The sequence below is a fragment of the Streptomyces sp. NPDC029014 genome (genome assembly GCF_055564695.1).
Genome location: NZ_JBVHVT010000003.1, coordinates 63,358 through 87,810 on the forward strand (window position 1 = coordinate 63,358; position 24,453 = coordinate 87,810).

At 73.1% G+C, this 24,453-nt stretch carries 24 protein-coding genes; 7 read left to right on the forward strand and 17 right to left on the reverse strand.

The features are described 5' to 3' along the window. Together ACZ4VL_RS02790 and ACZ4VL_RS02795 are read right to left on the reverse strand one after the other, a co-directional pair. Positions 1-411, reverse strand: a complete 411-nt coding sequence (locus ACZ4VL_RS02790) for a YciI family protein (protein WP_468194906.1) — start codon at positions 409-411, stop codon at positions 1-3. A gap of 107 nt (positions 412-518) precedes the next feature. After that, the gene (locus ACZ4VL_RS02795; RefSeq protein WP_468194909.1) at positions 519-1,007 is read right to left on the reverse strand and encodes a MarR family winged helix-turn-helix transcriptional regulator; all 489 of its coding nucleotides are present in this window, start codon (positions 1,005-1,007) and stop codon (positions 519-521) included. A 93-nt stretch (positions 1,008-1,100) separates the two neighbouring features. On the opposite strand from ACZ4VL_RS02795, the gene ACZ4VL_RS02800 reads away from it, so the two are divergent. Next, positions 1,101-1,955: an SDR family NAD(P)-dependent oxidoreductase gene (locus ACZ4VL_RS02800; protein ID WP_468194912.1), complete on the forward strand. Its 855-nt coding sequence runs from the start codon at positions 1,101-1,103 to the stop codon at positions 1,953-1,955. A gap of 31 nt (positions 1,956-1,986) precedes the next feature. Here ACZ4VL_RS02800 and ACZ4VL_RS02805 read toward each other — a convergent pair whose 3' ends face one another. Further along, the gene (locus ACZ4VL_RS02805) at positions 1,987-3,195 is read right to left on the reverse strand and encodes a serine hydrolase domain-containing protein (protein WP_468194914.1); all 1,209 of its coding nucleotides are present in this window, start codon (positions 3,193-3,195) and stop codon (positions 1,987-1,989) included. A 176-nt stretch (positions 3,196-3,371) separates the two neighbouring features. Then, the gene (locus ACZ4VL_RS02810) at positions 3,372-3,815 is read right to left on the reverse strand and encodes an SH3 domain-containing protein (RefSeq protein ID WP_468194917.1); all 444 of its coding nucleotides are present in this window, start codon (positions 3,813-3,815) and stop codon (positions 3,372-3,374) included. Between ACZ4VL_RS02810 and ACZ4VL_RS02815 the strand changes: the two genes are divergently transcribed. Next, the gene (locus tag ACZ4VL_RS02815; RefSeq protein ID WP_468194920.1) at positions 3,814-4,017 is read left to right on the forward strand and encodes a hypothetical protein; all 204 of its coding nucleotides are present in this window, start codon (positions 3,814-3,816) and stop codon (positions 4,015-4,017) included. The two genes, ACZ4VL_RS02810 and ACZ4VL_RS02815, sit on opposite strands and share 2 nt — an antisense overlap. An 85-nt stretch (positions 4,018-4,102) precedes the next feature. Here the strand turns inward: ACZ4VL_RS02815 and ACZ4VL_RS02820 are convergent, their stop codons facing one another. The 4 genes from ACZ4VL_RS02820 to ACZ4VL_RS02835 form a co-directional block, all read right to left on the reverse strand. Beyond that, positions 4,103-4,450, reverse strand: coding sequence for a hypothetical protein (locus tag ACZ4VL_RS02820; protein WP_468194922.1), 348 nt, complete (start codon positions 4,448-4,450; stop codon positions 4,103-4,105). A gap of 41 nt (positions 4,451-4,491) precedes the next feature. Beyond that, on the reverse strand, positions 4,492-4,755 hold the full coding sequence (locus ACZ4VL_RS02825) for a hypothetical protein (protein ID WP_361087134.1): 264 nt from the start codon (positions 4,753-4,755) through the stop codon (positions 4,492-4,494). A gap of 246 nt (positions 4,756-5,001) precedes the next feature. Next, positions 5,002-5,841, reverse strand: coding sequence for a hypothetical protein (locus ACZ4VL_RS02830; RefSeq protein ID WP_468194927.1), 840 nt, complete (start codon positions 5,839-5,841; stop codon positions 5,002-5,004). Beyond that, positions 5,834-6,085 carry a hypothetical protein gene (locus ACZ4VL_RS02835; protein ID WP_468194930.1) on the reverse strand — a complete coding sequence of 84 codons (252 nt, stop codon included), beginning with the start codon at positions 6,083-6,085 and terminating at the stop codon, positions 5,834-5,836. The genes ACZ4VL_RS02830 and ACZ4VL_RS02835 overlap by 8 nt, the downstream gene beginning before the upstream one ends. Before the next feature lie 452 nt (positions 6,086-6,537). Between ACZ4VL_RS02835 and ACZ4VL_RS02840 the strand changes: the two genes are divergently transcribed. Beyond that, positions 6,538-6,840, forward strand: a complete 303-nt coding sequence (locus ACZ4VL_RS02840; protein WP_468194933.1) for a hypothetical protein — start codon at positions 6,538-6,540, stop codon at positions 6,838-6,840. 18 nt (positions 6,841-6,858) lie between these two features. Here the strand turns inward: ACZ4VL_RS02840 and ACZ4VL_RS02845 are convergent, their stop codons facing one another. The 8 genes from ACZ4VL_RS02845 to ACZ4VL_RS02880 all read right to left on the reverse strand — a co-directional run bounded on the left by ACZ4VL_RS02845 (position 6,859) and on the right by ACZ4VL_RS02880 (position 17,554). Further along, positions 6,859-7,737 (reverse strand): helix-turn-helix domain-containing protein, encoded by an 879-nt coding sequence (locus ACZ4VL_RS02845; protein WP_468194936.1) that lies wholly within the window; start codon positions 7,735-7,737, stop codon positions 6,859-6,861. Positions 7,738-8,067: 330 nt separating this feature from the next. Next, positions 8,068-9,096: an alpha/beta hydrolase gene (locus tag ACZ4VL_RS02850; RefSeq protein WP_468194939.1), complete on the reverse strand. Its 1,029-nt coding sequence runs from the start codon at positions 9,094-9,096 to the stop codon at positions 8,068-8,070. A gap of 44 nt (positions 9,097-9,140) precedes the next feature. Next, the gene (dacB, locus tag ACZ4VL_RS02855; protein WP_468194941.1) at positions 9,141-10,799 is read right to left on the reverse strand and encodes a D-alanyl-D-alanine carboxypeptidase/D-alanyl-D-alanine endopeptidase; all 1,659 of its coding nucleotides are present in this window, start codon (positions 10,797-10,799) and stop codon (positions 9,141-9,143) included. 1,287 nt (positions 10,800-12,086) lie between these two features. Continuing rightward, the gene (locus ACZ4VL_RS02860; RefSeq protein ID WP_468194945.1) at positions 12,087-13,007 is read right to left on the reverse strand and encodes a DUF4389 domain-containing protein; all 921 of its coding nucleotides are present in this window, start codon (positions 13,005-13,007) and stop codon (positions 12,087-12,089) included. Between the two features lie 184 nt (positions 13,008-13,191). Beyond that, entirely contained in the window at positions 13,192-14,367 is a 1,176-nt protein-coding gene (locus ACZ4VL_RS02865; RefSeq protein WP_468194948.1) for an alpha/beta hydrolase family protein, read from the reverse strand. 89 nt (positions 14,368-14,456) lie between these two features. After that, entirely contained in the window at positions 14,457-15,587 is a 1,131-nt protein-coding gene (locus ACZ4VL_RS02870; protein WP_468194951.1) for a PP2C family protein-serine/threonine phosphatase, read from the reverse strand. Positions 15,588-15,771: 184 nt separating this feature from the next. After that, on the reverse strand, positions 15,772-16,452 hold the full coding sequence (locus ACZ4VL_RS02875; RefSeq protein ID WP_468194952.1) for a DUF4232 domain-containing protein: 681 nt from the start codon (positions 16,450-16,452) through the stop codon (positions 15,772-15,774). Between the two features lie 154 nt (positions 16,453-16,606). Further along, entirely contained in the window at positions 16,607-17,554 is a 948-nt protein-coding gene (locus tag ACZ4VL_RS02880; RefSeq protein ID WP_468194954.1) for an ion transporter, read from the reverse strand. Between the two features lie 220 nt (positions 17,555-17,774). On the opposite strand from ACZ4VL_RS02880, the gene ACZ4VL_RS02885 reads away from it, so the two are divergent. Next, positions 17,775-19,481: a WG repeat-containing protein gene (locus tag ACZ4VL_RS02885; protein ID WP_468194956.1), complete on the forward strand. Its 1,707-nt coding sequence runs from the start codon at positions 17,775-17,777 to the stop codon at positions 19,479-19,481. A gap of 91 nt (positions 19,482-19,572) precedes the next feature. Further along, complete coding sequence (locus ACZ4VL_RS02890) at positions 19,573-20,652, forward strand: protein kinase family protein (RefSeq protein WP_468194958.1); 1,080 nt, start codon at positions 19,573-19,575, stop codon at positions 20,650-20,652. Between the two features lie 58 nt (positions 20,653-20,710). On the opposite strand, the gene ACZ4VL_RS02895 is transcribed toward ACZ4VL_RS02890, so the two are convergent. Beyond that, a complete protein-coding gene (locus ACZ4VL_RS02895) occupies positions 20,711-21,730 on the reverse strand; it encodes a DUF7824 domain-containing protein (RefSeq protein WP_468194960.1) in 1,020 nt (339 codons plus the stop codon). 289 nt (positions 21,731-22,019) lie between these two features. Between ACZ4VL_RS02895 and ACZ4VL_RS02900 the strand changes: the two genes are divergently transcribed. Next, positions 22,020-23,240 carry a cytochrome P450 family protein gene (locus ACZ4VL_RS02900; RefSeq protein ID WP_468194962.1) on the forward strand — a complete coding sequence of 407 codons (1,221 nt, stop codon included), beginning with the start codon at positions 22,020-22,022 and terminating at the stop codon, positions 23,238-23,240. Between the two features lie 55 nt (positions 23,241-23,295). Next, positions 23,296-24,360, forward strand: a complete 1,065-nt coding sequence (locus ACZ4VL_RS02905; protein WP_468194964.1) for a hypothetical protein — start codon at positions 23,296-23,298, stop codon at positions 24,358-24,360. Positions 24,361-24,453 lie beyond the last annotated feature (93 nt).

Genomic DNA, 24,453 nt, shown 5'->3' on the forward strand with positions numbered 1-24,453 from the left:
TCAGGCCGACGGGGCCTCGCCGACCGGGCGGATCACCACCGGGTACTCGGGGGATCCCGCCGGCACCGGGCACTGGGTGATCCGCGCGGCGATCTCGGTGACCCGGTCGAGGCCGGTGCACTCAAGCAGCCAGTAGCCGGCGGTCAGGACGTCGGTGTCGGCGTACGGGTGGTCGGTGACCACGGGCTCGCGGCCGGGGGAGCCGGTGACGAACCGGGCCTCGGCCGGTGCGGTGAACCCCTGCGCGTCCAGGAGTTCCCCGGATCCGGCGAGCTCCCGGTTGAGTTCGCTCATGAAGGCGACCATGGCCGTGATGTCGTCCCGGCTCCACAGGGGGGAGTCGGGCGAGGCCTTCCCCTCCATCGCGTCGTAGTCCACCTGGTTCGCCTGGACGGTCACGAAGTACTTCATCCCCCCAGCCAACCAGCTCCGGCCCCGCAGGGCCCGTTGCTCCGGCCGGGGGCGGTCCGTGTCGTCCCCCGGCCGGAGCGGGGTCCGGCGGCCGGGCGGTCAGCGGGTCAGGAGCGCCCGGTCCCCGGTTCCTCTGCGAGCCGCCCCTTCTCCGCCTTGAGCTTGCGCCACACCGTGCCGAGGGCCTCGATGTCCTGCGCGTCGAGGAGGTCCGTGAAGACCGGGGCCAGGGCCTCCCGGCGGGTGGCGTCGGCCTCGGCGAAGACCCGGTGGCCCTCGTCGGTGAGCGAGACCTCCACCGACCGCGCGTCGCGCGCCGAGGGCGTACGGGACACCAGGCCGCGGGACTGGAGGGCGTCCACGACCCGCGAGACCTGGCTGCGGCTCAGCATGGTGCTGTTGCCGAGGACGGAGGCGGGCACCGGTTCGGGGCTGGCCGCCAGCCACAGCATGACCTCGAACCAGGACACGGGGAGGCCGTGCGCCTTGGTGAGGGCCCGGTCGACGCGTTCGGTCATCACCGTGCCGGCCCAGACAAGCCCGTAGAAGGCGTAATCGGCGGCTGGCATCTCGGCCTGGGTCAGTTTTTTCGGCATGGACGAAGTATAGGGATGGGGTTGCGTGTGCACACACACAAGTCTATGGTTGTGTGTGCACGCACATAAGACTTTCGTCCGAAAGGCCCCGCCATGTCCACTGCGCCCGCCACCCCCCGTACTGTCCTCATCACCGGCACCTCCTCCGGCATCGGCCTCGCCGCCGCCGTCGCCGCGGCCCGCGCCGGCTGGCGCACGGTCGCCACCCTCCGCGACACCACCCGCGCCGACGCGCTGCGCAAGGCCGCCGCCGAAGCGGGCGTCGAGCTCGACATCCGTCAGCTCGACGTGACGGACGAGGCGTCCGTCGCCGCCGCCGTGGACGGCGTGATCGCCGACTACGGCCGGCTCGACGCCGTCGTCAACAACGCCGGCGCCGGCCACGTGGGCACCCTGGAGAACGACACCCTCGACGACGTCCGCAAGGTGATGGAGGTCAACTTCTTCGGCGTGCTGGCCGTCTCCAAGGCCGCGCTCCCGCACCTGCGCGTCACCGGCGGCCGCCTCGTCACCGTCACCAGCGTCGGCGGCGTCGTCGGCCAGCCGTTCAACGAGGCCTACTGCGCCGCCAAGTTCGCCGTCGAGGGCTACATGGAGAGCCTCGCCCCCGTCGCCCGCACCCTCGGCGTGACCGTGTCCGTCGTCGAGCCCGGCGCCGTGGCCACGGAGTTCGTGAACAACATCGGCATCGACATCGAGGGCGACCTCGACGCCGGCCCGTACACCGCCGCCCTGCGCACCTACGTCGACCGCACCGTCGCGCAGTTCCTGGACGGCACCGCCCAGACCCCGGCCGGAGCCGCGGAGGCGGTCATGGAGGCCCTCACCGCCGAGCAGCCCGCCTTCCGGCTCCAGACCACCGACTGGGCCCGCGGCTTCGTCGGCACCAAGCTGGCCGACACGGACGGCTCCGCGGTCCAGGCCCTCACCTCCGCCTGGGTCTCCTGACCCTGACCCCGACCCCGACCCGGGGCGGCCGTCAGTTCCCGAACGCGGCCAGGGACAGGCGCTGGGCCACCCCCAGGGCGCCGTCGCCGGAGGAGGACGCGGTGCCGACGGCGTAGACCGCGCGCCGGCCCAGGTCGCGGGAGGCGAAGACGCCGCTGCGGTACCCCGGGTCGGAGCCCGTCTTGCCCCACAGGACCGAGCCGTCCGGCAGCGGCACGGACATCAGGCCGACGCTGAAGCAGGCCGTACCCCTGCCCGGGCCGGTGTTGCAGTTCGAGCCGTCGGCGTACGGCAGCGGCTTGCCGTCGACGCCCTTCGGCACGGCGAAGAGCTCCGCCGTCTGCTCCGGGCCGAGCAGCCGCCCGTCGAACAGGCCGCGGATGAAGCGGTCCAGGTCGCCCGTGGTGGAGGTCATGCTGGCGGGCAGCCCGCCCTGCACGTTGACGTCGACCAGCTCGCCGCTGCTGCGCGGTTGGTAGCCGGGCAGGTACGGCCGCGGCACGGGCGTGCTGCGACCGGGCGCGGCGGGCCTGGTCTCCCGCATCTTCAGCGGCTCCAGGACGCGGGTGGTCACCTCGTGTTGGTACGGGTGCCCGGTGACCTCCTCGATGAGCTTGCCGGCGACGCGGTAGCCGAAGGAGTTGTACTCCTGCCGGGTCCCGGGCCGGAAGCGCGGGCCGGGGGCCGGCCTGCCCTCGGGGCGGAGCGTCTGCCGGATCACCTCGTCGAAGGTGAGGTAGTCGAAGCGGCGCTCGATGTCCTCGTCCGGGGACGAGTCCGGCGCGCCCTCGAAGTCCCGGGGCAGGCCGCTGGTGTGGTCGAGCAGCTGCCGTACGGTGATCGGCTCCTTGAACCGGTCCTCCGGCAGCAGCCCGGGCAGGTAGTGCTGGACGCTCTGGTCCAGGTCGACCCGGCCCTCGGCGGACAGCTGGAGCAGGATCACCGCCTCCATGGGCTTGCTGATGCTGCCGATCCGGAAGTGGGCGTCGGGGCTGATGCGCTTGCCGGTGACGACGTCCCCGGAGGTGCCGCGCCAGGTCTGCCCGTCCTTGTGGACCTCCGCCAGGACCCCGGCGGCGCCGTCCGCCGGGCGTACGGCGATCGCCCCGCGCAGTGCGGCGGGGTCCAGGCCCGTGCCCGGCGCGGCGCCGGCTGCCTGCGCGGGACCGATGGTGCAGAGCGCCACGGCTGCGGCGAGGGGGACGGACAGGGACAGGGGCAGGGCGGAGGGTCGACGCACGGCGCGACTCCGTTCGGACGGCGTGAACAGGACTATTCGATCTTGTTCCGCCGATTCGTCCGGAGCCTCGGGGATCCCCCGGTCCCCACCCCGAGCGGACCCTGACTCCGTATCGGGGATGCCGCTCGGGGAGGTCGCCGGGAGTCACCGCGTGCCGGTGCGTCCTCCCGTACGCCTCAGCCCTCGGGGTGCGGGGGCTCCACGTCCTTGGACAGGGGGACCTGCCCCGTGTTGTCGACGTGCCGGGCCGAGACCCACACGGGCCTGTCGCGCAGCAGGTACCAGATGGTGTTGCCCTCGATGGACTGGGCGTTGACCTTGCTCATCAGGCCGATCTCGGTGCCGTGGGTCAGGGTTCCGGTGATGGCGGAATCGGTGCTGGGATACCGGCGCAGGTTGACGCCGTTGGTGCTGACGACCGTACCGAAGGGCTGCTGCGGGCTGGACATCTCTTCCTCCAGGGCAAGTCCGGTGGTGACCGCGCCGCCCGGCACGGGGGCGCGCTGACCGCAGCGTAGCGTCACCGGGCCGACGCGTTCGGTGATGCTCGCGGTGCGGGGCGTCACGTTGCGTGTCACCGTGGGGAGGGCCATCCACGCGTCAGGAGGAGTCGTCGTCATGGGCGGAACGCAGGACAAGCGCCAGAAGCCGGGCAAGGGCCGCGAGGAACAGCAGCGGACGCACCGCACCGGCGAGGATCCCACCCAGTCGGGCACCGGCCAGGAGGGCGGCCGGGGCAAGAGCCCCGAGGAGCTCAGGCTCCGTCAGGAGGAGACGAAGCACCGGCGCGACGAGGAGGGGATGCACGAGGACGAGCCCTGACCGGGCCCGTGCCGTCGCGCCCACGCACGCAGGACCCGGCCGGGGTTCGCCGTCTTCACCTCGGCCGGGTCCTGATGTGTGGTGCTCAGGCGAAGTGGGGCGCGCTCACGGGCCATCGGGCGTCGGTGATCCAGCGCTGCACGGCCGCGTTGGCCGTGTCGTCGAGTGCGGACACCGCTTCGATGGCGTGCAGGTCGCCGGCGAGCGGCGGGATGCCGGCCGCGGTCAGCGCCGCGTGCAGCTCCAGGCGCCGGCGGTGGACCGCGCTGACCCGGCTGCCCGGCTGCTCGGTGCGGTCCCGGACCGGGTCCGCGGCCGGGAGGGGGGTCAGGGCGTCGTCGTCGCCGCCGAAGTCCCGCGCCCCGGGGAAGCGGTAGGGGTCGAGCGCGTCCTGCGGTGTCGGCTCCGGGGACGTGGCCCGCCACGCGTTCATGTGAGCTCCTCCTGAATTCTGTCGCTGGTGGGGCAGGTGGGTCATCGCTGCTGCTGGTCCTGGAGCGCTCGGGCGCCGGCGGTGATCACCTCGGCGAGCTGGTTGGCGAGTGCCACGCCGCAGCCGCCGAGCCGGACGAAGCCGCGGCAGCCCACGGGCCCGTCGTTCGCGAGGGAAGGGAGGACCAGGCCTGCGAGCGCGAGAGCGGCCTGCAGATTGGCCACGGCGTCCTGGCCGGACTGGTAGGCGGCGTCCTGGAGCTGCCGATAACGGACGCGGTCGGCGTAGGAGGGCTCGTGCAGCATGTCTGCTGTCCTCTTCTTCGGGAGGTGGGAGGGGAAGGGGGAGGGGGCGCGTCGCGCGTGCGTCCGCGCGGGAGAGTGCCGAGGAGTCGCCGTGCAGAGATTGCGCACAGCCCGTGACCTGTCGGTTTAGACCGTCGTTCCTGAGGTGAAAACGATCATTCCGGTGAGCACTGGGAAGGACCGCGTTCTCCATGCAGTTAGCGGCTGTCGCCTCTTCGCCCGCGTTCTCGTTCCGGGACGCGGCCGTCATGCCCCGTAGTGGAACGAGGGGCTGGGGGAGGCCGGCATCCGGTTGCGGTGGCGCGGCACGGGGTTGCGGGGTGGCCGGGTGAGCGTGATCTGGCGTACGAGCTGCTGGAAGCAGGCCAGTGCCGCAATGGCGGGAAGGGTGGCCGCGGCCTGGGCTGCCAGCGTCCTGGGGGCCTGGGCCACGCACAGGAACGTGGCGAGTGTGGAGAACAACAAGACGATGGACCACGAATGGACTGCGCGGCGCTGGTGCAGGGCGGCCCTCAGGATGGACAGGGAGGCGACCATCCAGGGCCCGTAGATCAGCAACGGCCACCAGCTGACCACGTCGTGGGCGGTCCGGGGTGCGGCGCTGTGCCGCAGCGCGTCGCAGATGGCGAGGCCGCTGAAGACGCTCACCACGGCGGCGATGACGGCGACCAGCACCGCGGTGAACAGGCTGCCCGTGCGCAACAGGGAACTGAACGGCGACTTCGACGCGGCGTGCCGGTGCCCGCCGGAGGGCGGTGTCGGTGCCTGTGTCGGTGCCTGTGCCTGTGCCTGAGGCAGTCCGACCACGCTCGGCGGTCCGGCGAACATGGTCGCGGAGCCGAGCGTCTCGGTCGTTTCGTCGAAACCGGGACGGTCGAAGGACTCGGTCTGCCGCGGTGCCATGGAATCCTGCAGCAGGTAGGCGAGTTCCTCCGCCGGGTCCCACGCGCCGCCGGTCTGGCCGAGCACCAGTGGTGACGGCATCGACGTGGTGTGGTGTTCGACGTCCGGGCCCGGCCAGAACAGGCGTGGCTCGGGCTGGGGGAGGGAGCCGTTCATGTCGTGGTGACCGTACGTCTCAAACACGGGAGGCCATCCCTGCGTGCTCGTCGACGCGCGTGCCGGATGCGGTCGGGGGCGTCGACCGTCGGTTGAATTCGCTGCGGATCGTGCTCATCGCGTGCAGGAAGTCCTCCAAGATCGAGGAGGAGTAGTTCAGCTCGATCTTCTTGCCTTCGTACTGCAGCGTCGCGTTGGCGACCGGGCCGCGGCCCAGGCCCGTCGAGCCCGGTGTGAACGTCCAATGCCCCATCCGGGTGGCCCCGCTCATCAACGGGCGGCCCTCCTCTTCCGCATGCCGACGGAAGCCTGCCGAGTGGTTTGCTGTTGTCATAGTCCAACCAACGCTCCTGGCGCCGGACTGGGTATGCGCCAAGCAGGTGATGATGACGCGGGCGACCGGGCGTTGACCCGTGCACTGACGGCCGTGCGACCGTCGGACCGCTACGGTGATCGGCCACCGCCTCCCGTCCGCCCTGCATCGCCGCAGCTCAACAACGTGCCGATGCGGAGACCGGGTTCGCCGTGACCGTGGCGTGACCTGATTCCGGGGGGCGCGCGGTGTAGCGCGTACGGGCGAGCGCGTGCCGGCGGAGCGGCGTAAGTGGCTGCAATGAGGTGACAAGGCGCAACCCTGCATATGCCGCTGCGTTATGTCGAGGTGTTGCCGAGGGTCCTTCTGCGGGCCCCTGTTGATCGAATCACCGCCGGAAAGGATCCGCCGTGCCAGACGTCTTCCTGAGGATCATGTTGGTCTGTGCAGTGCTGGCTGTCTTCGGGGCCGCATGGAGGTCTTCCGGGGTGGGCGGACTGTGCCAGAGGGACGCCCTCGAACTCAGGCGCCAGCAACGCTTCAAGGACGTGCTGACCCTGAACACGCATGCCATCTGGGTCGCTCAGCAGGAAGCGGCTGCGGCGGCGGCAGCAGCGGTAGCGGGGGTGGAGGTCGTGCCGGACCTCGCCCGGAAGGCGCAGTGTGCTGCGTGCGGAGCCTCGTCCGGCGTCATCGGCTGGCAGGAGGCGTAGCGGCGCGGTGCCGACCGCTCACGGGACCCGTCGCAGCCGTTCCGGACCCGGGCAGGAGTGGAGGACGTCGCCGATGAACCGGCGGCTCTGCTCCGGTCCGAGGGCCTGTGCCTGCAGGTGGTCGTACATGAGGTGGTACGGGTGGCGGTCGGCGGGCTTTTCCAGGTAGAGGTCGCTGGTGAACCGTTCCAGGTAGACGACCCCCGCGTCGGTGTCCGAGAAGGCGAGGATGGAGAACTGCCCTGAGACGCCGGGGTGGGCTCCCGCACTGTGCGGGAGGACCTGCACGGTGATGTGCGGCTGGGTGCTCAAGTGGTCGAGGTGCTGCAGTTGTTCACGCATGATGTCGGGGGTGCCCACGCTGCGCCGCAGGGCGGATTCGTCGAGGATCGTCCATAACCGGAAGGGGCGGGCGGGGTGGTGGGCGCGGTGCTGGCGCTGCAGCCGCAACTCGAGTCGTGCCGCGACCTGTTCGGTCGTGATGTCAGGGTTCGACTCGGCGATGACCGCCGCGGCGTAGGCGCGCGTCTGGAGCAGGCCGGGGATCACGAGCGGCTCGTAGGAGTGGATGGAAGCCGCTTCCGTCTCCATGCCGATGTAGATGCCGTAGGGCACGTCGCCGTAGGCGACCCACCAGCCCTGCCGGCCCGACTCCTTCGCCATCCGCATCAGCGAGCCGACGATCAGCTGGTCGTTGATCTCGTAGAGTTCGCACAGATCGCGCACGTCACGGGGGTTGATGGCGCGGCGGCCGGTCTCGATCAGACTGATCTTGGACTGGGACACCAACAACCGGCCGGCCACCTGCTGGTGCGTCATGCCCGCGGCGTGGCGCAGCCGGCGCAGTTCCGCGCCCAGGCGGCGCCTCCTGATGGTGGGACTTCCGTTCACCGCCATGGGCGGTCCACCTCCAACTCCAAGACCTCGCGCAGGAATGTGCGCACCCCAGGGCCGAAGAGATCAAAAGCATTCTGCATACCCGGACCGACGCGGAGTGAACCCCGACGGCGAAGATCACCTATCCGGCTCAAAAGAGCACTGCGACGGGCGCTGAACGTTGCTCCGTCAACCGCTGTGCGCCGTCCCCCGGTCGGCCCGAGGCAACCTGACGCCCCTCACGTCCCCCTCGGTGACACCCCCAACGATCTGTCGCCGCACGGGACACGGGCTCGTACCGGATGGTTAGTTTGATCCTATGAGTGACCTCGGTGTGCGGCCGGCCGCGCCTCAACCGCCCGTTCGTTCGAACCCGTTCGCAACCGGTCGGGACGACGCGCCGAGGATGCGCCGGAGCCAACGCGTGCGGGCCTCCCGTGCGTCGCGGCTGAGCGCGGCCTGGGGGGCGAGGGTGTCGAAGCCGTGGAAGGCGCCGGGCCACACGTGGAGTTCGGCCCGGCCGCCGGCCTGCCAGATGGCGCTCGCGTAGGCCACGTCCTCGTCCCTGAAGGTCTCGGCCGACCCGACGTCGATGTACGCCGGGGGCAGCCGCGACAGGTCGGTGGCCCGGGCGGGAGCCGCGTAGGGCGGCACGTCGGCGGTGCCGTACCGGTCGCCCAGCAGCGCCTGCCACGCGGTCGCGTTGGAGGTGCGGTCCCAGGTGTCGATACCGGCCATCTGGTGGCCGGATACCGTGCCGTTGCGGTCGTCGAGCATCGGGCACAGCAGCAACTGCCCGATCGGTACGGGCCCGCCGCGGTCACGGGTGAGCAGGGCGAGGGCCGCGGCGAGGCCGCCGCCGGCGCTCTTGCCCCCGATGACGATCCGGTCCGCGTCGACGCCCAGTTCCGCCGCGTGGCCGGCCACCCAGACGAGCCCCGCGTAGCAGTCCTCCAGTGGGCCCGGGTACTGCGCCTGCGGCGCCAGCCGGTACTCGACGGAGACGACGGCCAGCTCCAGCGGGCCGGCCCAGGTGCCCAGCAACTGCCGGAGCACGGACCAGGCATTGCCCATGATCATGCCGCCGCCGTGCATGTAGTACAGCAGCGGCAGCGGTCGGGCGATCCCGGCCGGCCGCGCGCTCACGAGGGTGACGTCCGGCCCGCCCGGCGCCCCGGGCACGCGCAGCTCCGCCACCTCGAACCGGCCGTCGGCCCGCAGGTCCCGGGCCGTCGGTCGGGGTCTGGCCGCGGTGTCCCGCTCCTGCCGTGCGGCGAGGTTGTCCGGAGTGAGCGGCTCCCTCGCCCCGGCGCCCGAAGCCGCCAGCGCGGCCGCCAGTTCGGGGTCGAAGGGGGGAGCGTCCCCGGCGGCACCATCCATGGACGGTAGTCAACCACCCTCCCCTGCGGCCCCGGAGCGTCGGGTCAGCCGGGGGATTCCTGCAGGTAGGCGGCGATCAGGGCGAGGTCGTTCGCGATGGCCTCGACACCGGCGACGTCGGCGGTCGGTGTGGACGCGCCGTTGACGCCCGCGTAGAAGGTGTCGAAGCGGCCGCCGCCCTTGTCGAGGTAGCCGGCGATGGTGATGGCGCCGACGGCGAGCCGGTCGTTGAGCGAGTCCCCTCCGACGGCCGCGCCGGTCTTCGCGAACACCTTGCCGCGGGCCGGGCAGGTGCGGCAGTTCTCGGCGAGCAGCCCGTCGACCCCGAGGACGGGCAGGGCCTCCCGGAACCGCTGCGCGTCCGGGGTGCGCTGCCAGTACGCGAGCATCTGCACCACCGCCCGGGGCGTGGCGCGGTCGGCGGGGTTGCCTCCGCGGCCGTCCATGAGCTGGACCTGCTTGCGGTCGACGCCCGCCCGGTCCAGGAAGTCGGCGAGGACCGGGAAGCCGTCGGCGCACTGGTGGCTGCCGGTGGTGACGGCCATCAGGCAGATGCCCAGGTTGGCACCCAGGTTGTGGCTGACCTTGAGGATCAGCTTGGCGTACTGCTCGTACGGCGGTGAGGTGTACGCGGCCACCCGCGGCCGCCCCTGGTAGTCGCGCGGCAGCCGGGCGGCCGGGTTGGGACCCGCCGCATCGGCGGTGACCTGCACCCCGGCCCGGCGCAGCGCCTCGATCAGGGCGGTCCGGCCGAACGCTGCCGGGTCCGCGACGGGGGAGACGCGCAGCAGCGGCGCCGCGTCCGCCGCGATCGTGCCGGACAGCCGGATCCGGGTGCCGCCGTCGGTCGCCGTCACCGTGACGTCCGTCGGCTTCCCGGCCTCCACGGTCTTCACCGTGGACGTGACCTGGTACGGCACGACCTTCGGCCGCCAGTCCAGTCGGGCGTCGGTCCCCGGCCGGGCCCCGGGCGTGGTCAGCAGGTCGACGAGGTTGTCGTTGATGATCAGCGGGGTCGGGACGGGGTTCAGGACCGGGTCGGGTGCGAAGAGGCGGCTGTCGACGATCACGTCTCCGTCGACCCGGGTGATGCCGGCGTCACGGACCTGTCGGGCGAGCAGGTCGATACCGGCGAGCGGGTTCTCCGGGGTGAGGGTCGCGCCGGGGAAGTCGTTGGCGTAGGTGTGGTCGAGGTCGGTGTACGCGACCGTGCCGTCGGGCCGGGTCCGGCCGCCCATGGTGAGGTCGCCCTGGGCCACGAGATCGAGGTCGCCGGTCAGGGTGGCCCCGTTCCGCTCGCCGACCGCGTAGACGGGGGTCACGAAGCGGTGGTCCGGGCCGAGGGTCTGCCAGGGGCCGGAGACCGAGAACAGCTTCGCGGTGGAGCCCGGGACGAAGAACTGGCCGGGGAACATGCTGTGCAGGACCCGCCCGTCGTCCGGGTCGGTCTGCAGCAGGCCCCACTGGGCGTGCCGGTACTCCGGCTTCTGCATGATCTGTGTGATGCGCGGGTCGAGCCGGCCCGGATCTCCCGCACCCGGCGGCCACGGCGACGGGGACGCGGACGCGGGCGCGGACGGGGTGGGCGAGGGGGAGGGGGCCGCGCCGGTGCTGGTGGCCGAGGCGAGCGCCACCAGCAGCAGGGCCGCACACCCGGCGGTCAGCCGGCGCCGTACTGCCGCGATGCGCATCGGTGTGTCCACAGCGCGCTCCGTTCCTCGCGGCTGCCTGCTGCCTGCTGCCTGCTGCCTGCTGCCTGCTGGCGAGGGGCCGGGGCCCGGGTCCCGGCCTGTGAACAGGGTGGCACGGCCCGGAAGGGCCCGCACGTCACCCGGTCGGCGGAGCCCGGAGCACCTGCCCGAGCTGTGCACCCGACGGAACCGAGCCATCATGGCGGAACGGGAGACCCCGGAGGGCCGCTCGCGGGCGCCCCGCACGCAGCGGCGACGGCACGTTCCGGTCGGGAGGCGAGGCATGCACCTGGACGAGTCCCAGCGGGCCTGGGCCACGATCATCGCTGTTGTCGCCGTCATCCTCGCGGACATCGCTGCGATCATCCTGATGAACGTCCTCAGCCGCTGATCCGACGAGCGGCCCGGTCCGGTCCGACCGGAGCCCGGAAGGGCCGGAATGCCGGGCGTCGGCAGGGCGTCGGCCGGCCGACGGCGCCCCCGTCCGAGGGACCGCGGAGCCTGAGCCCGCGTCCGTCGTCCCGCGTTCCCGTTCCGCGGGAAACGGGCCACCGGGCGGGGTGCTCTGTCCGGAATCGACGGTCGGCAGGATCAAGGCGCTGGCCTGCGCCCTCGGCGTGAGCGCGCTGATCGCGGCGACGCCCGCCATGGCCCCGACCGGGGCGCCCGGCACGCAGGGCTTCGTCCAGGCCCAGGGGGCGGCTCCCGAGGTCGGGATCGACTTCTACCCCGACGACGACCCGGGCCAGTGCTCGGGTCCGCGCCAGCAGTGGAACCTCTCCCCCGACTGGACCGCCCCGGTCCGCATCGACACCGACAGTCGGCGGGGCGGTTGCCAGATGGCGTTCGGCGTCGCCGACCCGTCCGGCGCCCTCGCGGGTGCCGACATCACGTACACGTGGCGGGCCCGGCAGGGCGGCGACGCGGGCCAGTGCGGGAACCAGGGCACCCACGTGATGCCGGTGGCGCCCGTGCGCACCTTCGGCAGCCACATCCGGGTCGACATCGCTGGCCGGCCGGCCGGCGGCTGCGACCTGACCTTCGCCGCGTCGGGTCGCACCGACGTCGGGCTCGACGTCCAGTTCCACGGTGACGGCGACCTGGGCCAGCGCCCGAGCCATCTGCCGGCGGGCCAGTACCGCACGGCCTCGTACGCCGGCCCCGTGACGGTCAGCGTGGACGCCGACGGGCGGAACGGCGGCTGCTGGCCGGCGCTGCGGCTGCGCCGCCCGGGCCGGTGGCGGCGCCCGGACCGACGTCACACCGCCTGCTCCGCCATCCTGCGACGCCGGGGCCGGGTCAGTTCCCGGACCCGGCGCCGTACCGGGTCACCCCGTGCACCGCCGCCCTGCCCTTGTCGTCGTAGTCGTAGTCGTCGTAGTAGTCGTCGCCGCGCCCCAGCGACGACAGGCTGCTCACGACGAGGCCGAGCACCAGGAACGCCACGACCAGCACCTTGGCCCCGGTGGACAGCACCAGCGGCCGGGTGGCGTTGGCCGCCGCCGGGGTGCCCGCGGCTGCGGTCGGCGCGGCGGCGGCTGCGGCCGGCATTCCCGCGGCTGCGGCCGGCGCGGCCGGGGCGCCGTAGCCGAGGGCCGGGGGAACCGGGTCGCCGAACAGCCGCTTGGGGTAGGCCGAGGTCAGCATCATCGCGTACGCGAGGAACCGCATCCGGAACCGGAGCACGGCGGCGGAAGCCTCGAAGATCGGCTCCGGCATGCGGCCCAGCACCAGCGTGATCAGCCAGAAAACCCAGCAGATGACGGCCCAGCCGTACTGCAGCAGGTAGCTCACGATCGCGGCGGGGATCATCAGGATCAGACGGAACAGCACGGCCAGCCGGTTCAGCTCGCCGGGCCGCAGCTCGATCTGGACCGGGTAGCCGGGGGCGGCGAGCGCGAACGGCGGGTAATGGTCCACCAGCAGCATGGCGCTGGCCGTGACCCGGGTGGCGTAGGCGAGGTAGTCGCCGAGGAAGCGGGCGATGCCGTGCGGGAGCCGCCCCTGGACCAGTGCGGCGAACCAGCCGGCGATCGTCAGGAAGAAGGCCGCGATGCCGAGCAGGGCCACCACGATCATCTGAGGGATCAGCAGAAGCCAGCGCAGCAGCACGGTCCAGCGCCGCTGCCGGCCCGGATCCGGCATGTCGAGCTCCGGCAGGTGCTCGCCGGCCGGCCCGGAGGCGGCGTCGGGCGGGCGGGGGGTCCAGCCTGTGGTCATGGGGGCCTGCCTACGGTGGCGGTGGGCGGGGCGGACGAGCACCCTCCGCGGTACCCGTTCGGGAACCTCCCGGGTTCCGCGACGCGCGCGTGGGACATGCGTACCGCGCCCGCCCGCCGGTCAAAGCAGCCGAACGGCAAGTTGGCCCGGCCGGCGGCACGCGCCGTCCGGCCGGGCGGCGGGCTCACTTCCGCTGGAAGACCACTTCCGGATCGGCGGCCGTCGGCCCGTCCAGCCGCGGCGCCGGCAGGCCCTTCAGGTGCCGGTCGAGGAAGTCGCCCACGTAGGCGCGGGTGATCTGCTGGGCGCGGGTCCCGGACAGCGGGGTCTCGGGGTGCGGGTATCCGGCCTGGTCACCGAGGACGGGCCAGTCGGTGAAGCCCGGGTGCCCCATGCCGGTGACGGTCAGCCACCGCTTCCAGCCGTCCATACGGGGCCAGGCCTCCTCCCAGCTGTGGTCCTCGAGGTCCGGCGGCAGCAGGGCCGGGTCGCCGCCGAGCAGCAGGAACGGGCGTCCGCCCAGCCCGGCCTCCGGGAGGGGGTTGAAGAAGGTGCCGTCCATGTTCACGCCGGCGTCCACGCGCGGGTCCGCGGCCATGGTCGCCGCCGCCGAGGCCCCGCCGATGGAGTGGCCGGCCATGCCGACGCGCCGGGCGTCGATCAGCCGGGAGTACCGCCAGGCGGGCCGGTCGCCGGTGAGCCGGTCCAGCAGGAAGGTCACGTCGCGGGCCCGGGCGTCGGACACCTTCCCCACGGACCGGTCGGGGAAGACCGCTTCGCAGGCCTTGCAGCCGAGCACCCGGCCGCCCGGGAAGGTGGTGGCGTCCGACTCGTACGCGTGGTCCACCGCGGCGACCACGTAGCCGCGGGACGCGAGGTCCTCCGCGAGCGTGGTCAGCGAGGCGCGGGGCAGGGTGAAACCGGGGGAGAGGACGACCAGCGGGTACCGTCCGTGCCCCCACCGCGGTACGGCGCCGGCGCGTGCGTGGGTCCGCACCGCGGCGATCTGTTCGGGGGTGGTGTGGCGGCCGAGCTCGCCCCGGTCGGTGAGCAGCGCCTGCGCCTCGGCCACGGTCATGTAGTCGGCCGGGCTCCCGGTCCCGGCGACCGCGGGGTAGTACAGGGACAGCAGCAGCTCGCGGTCGGCGGTGGGGACCCACGGGTCCTTGCGGCCCGGGTCGACCAGGTGCAGGGTGTCCCGCCCGACCGCTAAGGGGCCGGTGGGGCGGGGGAGTTCCTGCTTCCCGGTGCTCTGCGCGGCCGGCGCCGCCGGGGGTGCGGCGACCGCGGCCGGCGCGCCCGCCAGCAACAGCCCCGCCGCTGCCGCCGCTGCGGCGTACATGCGGATGATCTTGTTCATGGCTGCACCGTACAGCATTTGAGGTTAGCCTAACCTAACTATTGTTCCCGGCTGTTGGGCCCTTCTCGCCCGCCTGCCGCCCCCGCCCGTCAGGTGCGGCCGTGCGGGGCGATGGCCAGCAGGGCCACGTCGTCATGGAGGTTGCGGGTGTGGCGGGGGAGGTCGGTGTTGAGGAAGTTGGCCACCTCGGCGGGGCCGGGGGCCGGGCGGCCCGCGAAGCGGTGGTGGAGCCGGTCCAGCAGCGGGTAGAAGTCGCCGTTCTGGTCACGGGCCTCCACCAGCCCGTCCGTGACCAGGACCAGTACGTCGCCCAGGGTGAACCGGTGGCTCCACACCGCCGGTTCGTCCGTCGCGGCCAGTCCGCCCAGACCGAGGGGGAGCGCCGGCGGGCCCGCGAGCACGCGCACCTCGCCGTCGGAGATCAGCACCGGCTCGACGTGCCCGTGGTTGGTGACGGTGACCCGGTGGGCCAGGCTGTCGTACTCGACCAGCACCGCCGTGGCGAACAGCTCCTCGTCGGGGATCTCCTCGGCCTCCCGGGCGAGCCGGCGCTCCAGCCGGGCCGCGACCGCCGCCAGGTCGGTGTCCTCGTACGCGGCCTCGCGGAAGCTGCCGAGGATCGCCGCGACCGTGCGGACCGCCGGGAGGCCCTTGCCGCGCACGTCGCCGATGATGGCGCGTTCGCCGGCGTGGGTGGCGCGGATGTCGAAGAGGTCGCCGCCCACCATGGTCCCGGCCTCGCTCGGCCGGTACAGACTGGCCGCCAGCACGTGCCCGACCTGGTGGGGCACGGGTCGCAGCAGGGCCCGCATCAGGGCCTCGGCGACCGAGTTGGCGTGGACGAGGCTGCGTTCCTGGCGGGTGCGGTGCGCGGCGAGCGCCGTCGAGAGGATGCCGACGACGGCGGTCGCGATGTCCGCCGTGACGTGGTGGGTCTCCCACAGGTGGTGGGCCGTGCCCGCGAGGAAGCCTTCGAGGAGGATCGCGAACACGGTGAGCGCCGCCACGGCGACGGGCCCGAAGGCGTACGCGGCGATCGCGGGCAGGGCGACGAGGAACAGGCTCACCGCCCATTCCTTCCCGTTCGTCGCTTCGAGGACGACGACGAACACCACGTAGACGAAGGGCAGCCAGCGCATCCACGGGGGCGGTGCGGGCGTTTCGAATCCCGCCTGGTCCTCGGCGACCGTGACCGGCCGGTCCGGGCGGCGGCGCCTCACCGCCCGCCCCCGGACCCCGTCCGGGCCGCCGCCCTCCGACGGGACCTGTGCACACGCGCCTCCTGACACGAACCGACGGTCACAGCGTGAGGAGGAAGGCGGGCCGAACCGTCCATTACGCCGTACGCGGCATGTTGACCGGTGGCGGCCCGGCCCCGGTGCACCGCTCCCGCAGCGCCGTTCGTCAGGAGGGCTTGGCGGCCGAGTAGGCGGTGACGGTCGCCTTGTTGTCGCACAGGGCGAAGACGCCGTCGTCGAGGGCGATCTGGTGCGCTCCCGCCCCCGGCACCCCGACGACGAGCGTGGGGTACGTGGCCGGGGTCGCTCCGGAGGTGCAGTAGCCGTCCGCCTCGCCCTGCACGTTGACGAAGGTGAGCTTCGTCCAGGCGTGGGCGCCCGGGGCCAGGTTCACGGTCGCGGCCGAGCCGCTGTGCGTGGCGGCGAGCGGTACGTTCTTGTCGGGAGACCCGTTGCCCGCACCGGCGGCCGTGGGGAAGCCCTGGAGCGTGCAGGTGCCCTTCGAGGTGTTGGTGACGGTGATGACGGCGGCGCCGGTTCCGGTGCCCGGCGGCCGGACCGCGGCCTGGCGGGCCTCCGTGACCTCGACCTCCTTGATCGTGCACGGCTTCGCCCCGCCGCCCGACGTCACGGGCGAGGCCGGGGCGGCGGGCGTCGCCTTCCCCGCGCCGCCGGACCCGCCGGCCGTGGCCCCGGGGGTCGGCGGCTGCGGCTGCGCCGACCGCGACGGCCCGCCGGGCTGGGCACCGTCCTCGCCGGACGGCGTACAGCCCGTCACCAGGAGGGTGGTGGCCACGGCCGCGACCAGCGCGGTCACGGTCTGCCGGACACCTGCTGCGTACTGCATGGGAACCTCCCGAGGCCCACGACCGGGCCCACACCGGCCCGTACGCCCACGGACACAACACCGCGCCGCCCCGGAGTTCCCGCCGCCGCACTGCTGTGCTCTTCCCGTGACACCTTCATGACCTACCGCGCCGTCACCGGGGTTGCTGCTTGCGTCAGGCCCGTCCGGCCGGCACCGCGGTGCGGACCTCGACCTCCCCGGTCACCTGCCCGCCCGCCGAGCCGGGCCCGGTGGGGGCCGCCGCCGGGAGCGCCTGTTCGAGGGCGTCGAGTGCGGCGCGGGCCTCGCCGAGGCGTCTGCGGATCTCTTCGACGTCGGCGGGCTGCGGCTCCACGACCGCCGCGGCGGCCGCTTCCGCGGCGGCGCGTTCCTCCTCCGCCTGGCGGGCCTCCTCAAGGGAGTTGATGACCACCCCGATGAGGAGGTTGACCAGCACGAACGAGCCGATCAGCACGTACGTGGCGAAGTAGAGGAGGGTCCACCGCGAGACCTCCAGTCCGGCCCGGACCGCATCACCGAGCCCGTCCAGGGTGACCAGCAGGGACAGCGTGAGGGCGGCGCGGCCCAGCGAGCCGAAGTGCTCGGGGTCGTCGTCGGCCAGGAAGACCCAGCCGACCATGGAGTACACGTACAGCAGCAGGGCCCCCACGAGCAGGAAGCTGAGCGTCCCCGGCAGGCTCTTGCCGATGGCGACGATCACGATGCGGACCTGGGGCAGGAACCGGGCGGCGCGCAGCACCCGGGCCAGCCGCAGCAGCCGGAGCACCGTGGCGTTCTCGCGGGCGAACGGGGCGAGGGCGAGGGCGACCACGGCCAGGTCGAAGAGGTTCCACGGGTCGCGGAAGAAGTCCCCCGGACGGTCGGCGTGCGCGGCGGCGCGCAGGAGGACCTCGACGGTGAAGGCGGCCAGGATCAGGTGCTCGACGAGCTTGAGGCCGTCGTGCCAGTCCTGTACGACGCCGTCGTAGGTCTCGATGCCCATGAGTGCGGCGTTGCCGACGATGAGGCAGAACACGGTGGTGGTGAAGGCGGCCGAGTCGACGATCCGCTGGCTGCGGGCGGCCAGGGCGTGGCGTGACGGGCTGCCGGACCGGTGTGGCATCGAGGAGGTCCTCATCCTTGTGGAGCCTGATGGTTCATCAATTCGAGTGGATCTTAAAGGGGAGAGCCCTTGTCGAAAGGACGGGCGACGGGTGCGCGGGCCGGAAAGCGCCCGCGCCCGGCCGGGGCGTCCGGGCGGGTCGGCCGGCTGTCAGAGGGCCCGCTTACGCTGGCTCCTGTCCCGCACCCGTTCCGCGGGGCCCCGAAGGAGAGCCGCCGCCATGCCGACCGCCCCGCCCGCGCCCCACGCCGTACCCGTCGAGGGCCGCGCACCCTTCGGCCGGCGCTTCGCGCTCGTCGACCGGGCGGGACACCTCGTCCGCCCGCCGGACCTCACCGCCGTCGGGCCGTTCCACGAGGACGGCCGAGACGGGCTCACAGCCCCCGCCGCGGACCTGGCCGGCGCCTGGGGCTACCTGGACGGGCAGGGCCGCTGGCTGGCCGAGCCGGTGCTGGAGCACGCCACCGGGTTCGACGGGGCGGGTCTCTCGCGGTTCCTGTCCGACGGGCTGTGGGGGTACGCCGACACCGCCGGGGCACCGGTCGTCCCCGCCCGCTTCGAGGAGGCCGGACCGTTCCGGCACGGGCTGGCCGTCGTGCGTACGGAGACCGGCGTCGGGTACGCCGACCCCACCGGCGCCGTCGTGATCGGCGGGGCGTACCGGCAGGCCGGGACGTTCGGGGCGAACGGCCTCGGCGCCGTCCGGCAGGCGGACGGCCGCTGCGGCTACGTCGACCGGGAGGGCCGGCTCGTCATCGCCGCCCGCTTCGACGGCGCCCGCCCGTTCACCCCGGAGGGGACGGCGCCCGCCATGATCGGCGAGGAGTGGGGGCTGATCGACGCCACGGGGGAGTGGGTCGTCGAGCCGCGCTTCCGACTGTTCAACGCCTTCGACGAGAACGGCCTCGCGTACGTCATCGGCGGCGTCATCGGCGATTCGTTCGCGGGATTCGTCAACCCCCGCGGCGAGGTGGTCATCCGGCGCAACGGGGAGATGGACGACGCACTGGCCTGCGGGCTGCTGAAGGTCGGCGACGACTTCGTGCGCGGCTTCCTGGACGCCACCGGCGCGTGGGCGATCGCGGACGAGTACGAGTGGGCCGACCGCTTCGACGCCGGCGGCGCGGCGGTGGCCCGGGCCCTCGACCCGGAGGCGTGGGGCGTACTGCGCGCCGACGGCTCCTTCACCGTCACCCCGCACCGTGAACCGCTCACCGACTCCGACAGCTGGATCGTCGGCTTCGACGGCGGGCACGGCCTCGCCCCCTTCCTCACCGACGAGGGGGACGTCGTCCACGTCGGCCGGGACGGCCGGGACGTGTGCCGGGTCGAGGCCGGCGCCGGGGACGGCAGCGCCGTCACCCTGCGGAACGCGGCGGGCGAGACGGTCTGGCGGGGCTCCGCAGCCCCCGGCACCTTCGAACGCCACGACCCGTTCCTCGCGGGCGACCCCCGGACGTACGTCGACCACACCGAGGCCTGGGAGGGCGACGTCGCGACGGTGGTGCAGGAACTCCTGGACCTGCCGGCCCGCGCGTTCCACCCCTGCTCACTGATCTTCGACCGCAACGAGGACCCGTACGACCTGTCGGAACTCGACGAGTACGACCTGGAGTGCACCGAGAACGGCGCGATGCTCGTGATCGCGAGCACCTGGCTGGCCGCCGAATGGCTCTCCGAGTACCCGTTCCTCCTGGAGAACGCCCAGACCTGCTTCGACGAGATGCTCGACACCCTGGAGCAGCGCCTGCGCGAGCGCTTCGGCGATCCCCTCACGGACGTGGTGAGCTGCCTCCGCAGCGGCGACGGCGAGTGGTCGGCGACATGGGAGACCAAGGACGGCCGCCACCTGGTCCTCCAGTCCTACTGCCTGGTCGGCGACGGCGACCACGAACTCCAGATATGGCTGGCCGTCACGGACGCCTGACCGCCCGGCACGAGGCCCCGGGGCGCCGGATACAGTCCATGATCGTCATGTGATCGCCGCCGCCCTGGTCCGGGGCACCGAGGAGCCGTCGATGCCCCACTTTGAGTCCCGCCACGCCGCGCGGCTGGCTGCCTACGGGGCCACGGCCACCCGTCTGTCCCTGCTGAGCGACCGGCGACTCGGCGAGGTCGTGGCGTCCGCTCCTCCGGTCGGATCCGGCATCGGCGGCCGGTGCGCGGAACTGGACGTCGACGGGACGCGGGTCTTCGTCAAGAGGGTGCCGCTGACGGACGTCGAGACCCGGCCGGAGAACGTCCGGTCCACGGCGAACCTGTTCGGCCTGCCGACGTTCTACCAGTACGGAGTGGGCTCGGCCGGGTTCGGTGCCTGGCGGGAGCTCGCCGTCCACACCATGACCACCCACTGGGTCCTGGGGAGGGAGTACGAGGGCTTTCCCCTGACGTACCACTGGCGCGTGCTGCCCGACTCCCCTCCCGAAGGGTTCGTGGACGCGTTCGGGGGAGTCGACGGCGCGGTCGCACACTGGGAGGGGTCTCGGGCCGTACGGGAGCGGCTGGAGGCCATCGGCCGCTCCTCCCGCAGCCTGGTGCTCTTCCTGGAGCACGTGCCGCAGACACTCGGTGCGTGGCTGCACGAGCACCGGGAGAACGCGGCGCCCGACGGGGACGGCTCTCCCTACACGTGGGCGGAGGACGCCCTGGCGCGGGGTGCGGCGTTCATGAGCTCCCGCGGGCTCGTGCACTTCGACGCCCACTTCCGCAACGTCCTGACCGACGGCCGGCTGATCTACTTCGCGGACTTCGGACTGGCCCTGAGCTCAGGGTTCGAGCTTTCGGCGGCCGAGGAGCAGTTCCTCTCGGACCATCTCGCCTACGACCGCCACTACACGGCGGCCCACCTCCTCCACTACCACCTCGTCGATCGCCTCCGGGGCGGTACGGAACCGGGCGCGTTCCTACAGGAGTGGATCGAGGGTCGAAGGCCCGACGGTGTGCTGCCGGAGATCGCAGCGATCGTCGAGCGGCATGCGCGGGCCGCCGTCGTCCTGGACGGCTTCCACCACCGGCTCCTTTCGGAGAGCAAGAGGACACCCTTTCCGGCCGCCGAGCTCGGCCGAGCCACGGCCCCCACCGAAGGGGTGCACGGCTGAGAAAACGCGGCTGCCCGCCCCGTCTGCGGGCCGCGCTCGGGGCCGCACGCCCGATCCGCTACGCGGCGGTGAGGGCGGCGGCCAGGCGGCGGGCCGGCGCGGCCGGGCGGTGGGAACCGCGGCGGGCCGCGACCGCCGCCACCTCGGGCGGGACCGGTTCCCGCGCCCCGCTGCGTTCCGCGCAGTCGGCGGCGACGGCCAGCAGTTCGCCCGCAGCCCGCGCCGACGGCAGGAAGCCCGGGAGCGCCTCGGCGAGGACGGCCCACACCGTGGCGCACGCGCCCGCCTCCGCGACCGAACGGACCGCGTCCGCCAGCCGGTTGGGTTTGACCGTGCCGAGGACCGCCACGGCGGCGAGTTCCCTGCCGAGCAGCCCGGCGTCGAGCTCGCCCCGAGCTGCCAGCACCAGCAGGGCCTGCACCGCCGGACGTCGCTGCTCCGGGTGCTGCGCGCCCAGCCGGGCGAGGTGCGGCAGCATCCAGGCGTCCCCGTGGGCGCTGACCGTCGCGGCCAGTGTCACCGACGGCAGCAGCCACGCGGCCTGCGCATCCCGGTCCTCGGGCAGCACCGAGGCCCGTACGGGGTGCCCTCCGTGCCAGTGGTAGCACTGGGTGAACCCCTCGTGCGGCCGCCCCGGCCAGTGGAAGGCGTCCGGGAAGTCCCGCAGCAGGGTCGGGCGTCCACCGCTTGCGAAGACGACCTGCGGCACGGCGGCCCCGGGCCGAGCCCAGGACCGGTGGGCCCGCGGGCCGGGTCCGCCGATCCGGCGCAGCGGCGTCCCCGGCGCACCGTCGGGGCCGAGCCAGGCGGCGAGCCGGTCGCCCTCGGCGGTCCCGAGCCGGGCCGCGGCCGCGGCGGCCGCCGCGGCGTCCGGGCCGTCACGGCGTACGCGCAGGAGCGCCTGACCGAAGTCGGCCGCTCCGGGCCGGACGCCCGAACGCCGGTACTCCGCGAGCCGTTCGACCAGCTCGGCCGCGTCCAGCGCGCCCGTGTCCCAGGTCGGCGTGGCCAGCAGGAACGGCAGGGTCCGCCCGGACAGCAGCGCGTACCCGATCTCGCGCACGCGCGCGGCCAGCACCAGATCCAGCCCGCCCTGTGCACACTCCTCGGGTCGACGGTCTCGGCGATCCCGGTGAGCGGTGCGGCGAGCCGGCGCACGGGCGCCACGGGCGGGAGGACGTCCTGAGCAGTGGTCCGGATCATGCCGCAAGGCTAGGGACCCCCACTGAGACCATGGGCCCGCCCGATCCACCGTGCACGCACCAGGCAGGTGCACATCGGTACAACGGAACGAAAACCGGCATTCGCAACGACTTGGTCCGATAGCCTCGTTCCCGACAGGCAGGCGACGTCCTCCGGGAGGCATCTTGAGCGAGCGGCCGGTCCTTCTGCCCTACGCCGATCCGGCCTTCGTCGCGGACCCCTTCCCCCTCTACCGGCAGCTGCGCGAAGAGGGCCCGGTGCGCCGCGCCGTCATCGCGGGCGGCCTGGAGGCCTGGCTCGTCACCCGCTACGAGGACGGGCTCGCGGCCCTCTCCGACTCCCGCCTCAGCAGCGACGTGCGCGACGCCGCCGACCAGCGGCTCCTCCGGCAGCTACCCGAGACGGAGCGCGACTCGATGCTGAGCAACATGCTCCGCAGCGACCCGCCCGACCACACCCGGCTGCGCCGCCTGGTCTCCAAGGCGTTCACCGCCCGACGGGTCGCCGCGATGGAGCCCCGCATCCAAGCCCTCACCGACCGGCTGCTGGACGCGGTCGTCCCTGTCGGCCGGGCCGACCTCGTCGCGGACTTCGCGCTCCCGCTGCCGGTCGCGGTGATCGGCGAACTGCTCGGGGTCCCCGTCGACGACCGCCACGACTTCCAGCACTGGACCGACCGCATGCTCACACGGGGAGCGGAGCCAGTGGACCCGGCCGTGGTCAACGAGGCGTGGCAGCACATGCGCGCGTACGTCACCGGCCTCATCCGGGACAAGCGCGCCCACCCCGGCGACGACCTGCTCAGCGGCCTCATCGCGGCCCGCGACGAGGAACAGCAGCTCACCGAGGACGAACTCATCGCCATGGTGTTCCTGCTGCTGGCCGCCGGCTACATCACCACCGTCAACCTGATCGGCGGCGGCATCGCCATGCTGCTGGCCCACCCGGACCAGCTCGAACTGCTGCGCTCCGACCCCGAGCTGCTGTCGGGCGCGGTCGAGGAGTTCCTGCGCTACGACGGCCCGGTCAGCCCCGGCATCGCCCGCTTCGCCCGCGAGGACGTCGAGATCGCGGGCGTGGCGATTCCGCGCGGCGCGACCGTGCTGATCGCCTCGGCCATCGCCGACCGCGACCCGGGGCGGTTCCCGGACCCCGACCGCCTGGACATCACCCGGCAGGACAACGCCCACCTGGCGTTCGGCCACGGCGTGCACTACTGCCTGGGCGCTCCGCTGGCCCGGCTTGAGGGCCGGATCGCCATCGGCACGGCCCTGCGCCGACTCCCGGGGCTCGCCCTCGCGGTGCCGCCGAAGGAGATCCACTGGCGCCCCGGCGGCCTGCGCGGCCCCATGAGCCTCCCCGTGACCTTCGCCCCCGGCGTCTAGGCGGGCCCCACACCGCAGGCATCCGGTGTCAGAGGGTGGTGGCAGCATCGTCGCCATGAACATCGTCCGTACCACTCCACCGCGACCGCTCGACGTCACCTCGGTCTTCCCCCGACTGGCCCCGCTGGCGCGCACGGCGACCCGGTTACATCCCCGCCGAGGAGCTCCTTCGGTGCACGACAGTTCGATCGGCGGGCCGCTGCTGTGGCCCGCCGACGAGCCGTGGCCGCACTGCGACGCCCCGCACGAGGGTGGGGAGCACGCGCTGGCCGAGCTGCGCCTCGAGCAGCGCATCCGGGCGAGCGAGGCGATGCACCCGGACGGCGCTCCCCAGGTTCCCCAGTACACGCCTGAGGAGCAAGCGGTCCTGGACCGGCTCAACTCCGACGAGACCTGGCACGACAGCACATGGCTCGAGGGCCCGGTCGCCCTGGTACCCCTGGCCCAGCTCTACGTGCGTGACATCCCCGAGTTGCGCCCGCCCGCGCACGGCGGGGCGGATCTGCTCCAGGTGCTGTGGTGCCCCTTCGACCACCCTCCGGAGCACTACATGCCCAGGACCGTGCTGGTCTGGCGGTCCGCAGCCGCTGTCACCGAGATCCTCACCTCGCCCCCGGAGCCGCCCCTGGTGGTCGAGGAATACCTGCCGGAGCCGTGCGTGCTCGCGCCGGAGCAGGTCACCGAGTACCCCGACCCCATGGAGTTGAGCAAGGAACTGCGGGAGCAGATCGGGGATTGGAGCAGGTGGCAGGCGGCCGGCGCCGGTGTGGACAGCTCCTACGCCCCCTACCCGGCCTCGTTCTACGGGAGCCACCTGTCCGTCGCCCCCGGCTGGAAGGTCGGCGGCTGGCCCATGTGGGGCTACACCGACCCCGCTCCCCGGCCCTGCCCCGCGTGCGACACCCCGATGGACCCGCTGCTGAGCATCGACACGTTCGAATGGGACAGCACCAGCCGCAGCTGGATCCCGTACGAGGACCAGGCCGCCGCGTCCCCGGCCGACCCCCGCCACCGCGACACGCTGCAACCGACAGGGATCCAGATCGGCAGCGGATACAGACAGCAGGTCTACGTCTGTCCGGCGGCGCCGGAGCATCCCCACATCGAGCTGATGCAGTAGCCGGCCGGACGGCAACCTCCCTCCCCGAGTGGCCGCAGGGGTCGCGGGCGACGGCCGTGGGCCGGGGGCGCGGGCGGGCGGCAGGTGTCGGCC

What these genes read in the sequence shown, in the direction of transcription:
- ACZ4VL_RS02790 (WP_468194906.1), bottom strand. Translation starts at nt 411, where the DNA reads ATGAAGTACTTCGTGACCGTCCAGGCGAACCAGGTGGACTACGACGCG.
- ACZ4VL_RS02795 (WP_468194909.1), bottom strand. Translation starts at nt 1,007, where the DNA reads ATGCCGAAAAAACTGACCCAGGCCGAGATGCCAGCCGCCGATTACGCC.
- ACZ4VL_RS02800 (WP_468194912.1), top strand. Translation starts at nt 1,101, where the DNA reads ATGTCCACTGCGCCCGCCACCCCCCGTACTGTCCTCATCACCGGCACC.
- ACZ4VL_RS02815 (WP_468194920.1), top strand. Translation starts at nt 3,814, where the DNA reads ATGGGCGGAACGCAGGACAAGCGCCAGAAGCCGGGCAAGGGCCGCGAG.
- ACZ4VL_RS02810 (WP_468194917.1), bottom strand. Translation starts at nt 3,815, where the DNA reads ATGACGACGACTCCTCCTGACGCGTGGATGGCCCTCCCCACGGTGACA.
- ACZ4VL_RS02820 (WP_468194922.1), bottom strand. Translation starts at nt 4,450, where the DNA reads ATGAACGCGTGGCGGGCCACGTCCCCGGAGCCGACACCGCAGGACGCG.
- ACZ4VL_RS02825 (WP_361087134.1), bottom strand. Translation starts at nt 4,755, where the DNA reads ATGCTGCACGAGCCCTCCTACGCCGACCGCGTCCGTTATCGGCAGCTC.
- ACZ4VL_RS02835 (WP_468194930.1), bottom strand. Translation starts at nt 6,085, where the DNA reads ATGAGCGGGGCCACCCGGATGGGGCATTGGACGTTCACACCGGGCTCG.
- ACZ4VL_RS02845 (WP_468194936.1), bottom strand. Translation starts at nt 7,737, where the DNA reads ATGGCGGTGAACGGAAGTCCCACCATCAGGAGGCGCCGCCTGGGCGCG.
- ACZ4VL_RS02850 (WP_468194939.1), bottom strand. Translation starts at nt 9,096, where the DNA reads ATGGATGGTGCCGCCGGGGACGCTCCCCCCTTCGACCCCGAACTGGCG.
- ACZ4VL_RS02860 (WP_468194945.1), bottom strand. Translation starts at nt 13,007, where the DNA reads ATGACCACAGGCTGGACCCCCCGCCCGCCCGACGCCGCCTCCGGGCCG.
- ACZ4VL_RS02865 (WP_468194948.1), bottom strand. Translation starts at nt 14,367, where the DNA reads ATGAACAAGATCATCCGCATGTACGCCGCAGCGGCGGCAGCGGCGGGG.
- ACZ4VL_RS02875 (WP_468194952.1), bottom strand. Translation starts at nt 16,452, where the DNA reads ATGCAGTACGCAGCAGGTGTCCGGCAGACCGTGACCGCGCTGGTCGCG.
- ACZ4VL_RS02880 (WP_468194954.1), bottom strand. Translation starts at nt 17,554, where the DNA reads ATGCCACACCGGTCCGGCAGCCCGTCACGCCACGCCCTGGCCGCCCGC.
- ACZ4VL_RS02885 (WP_468194956.1), top strand. Translation starts at nt 17,775, where the DNA reads ATGCCGACCGCCCCGCCCGCGCCCCACGCCGTACCCGTCGAGGGCCGC.
- ACZ4VL_RS02890 (WP_468194958.1), top strand. Translation starts at nt 19,573, where the DNA reads ATGCCCCACTTTGAGTCCCGCCACGCCGCGCGGCTGGCTGCCTACGGG.
- ACZ4VL_RS02905 (WP_468194964.1), top strand. Translation starts at nt 23,296, where the DNA reads ATGAACATCGTCCGTACCACTCCACCGCGACCGCTCGACGTCACCTCG.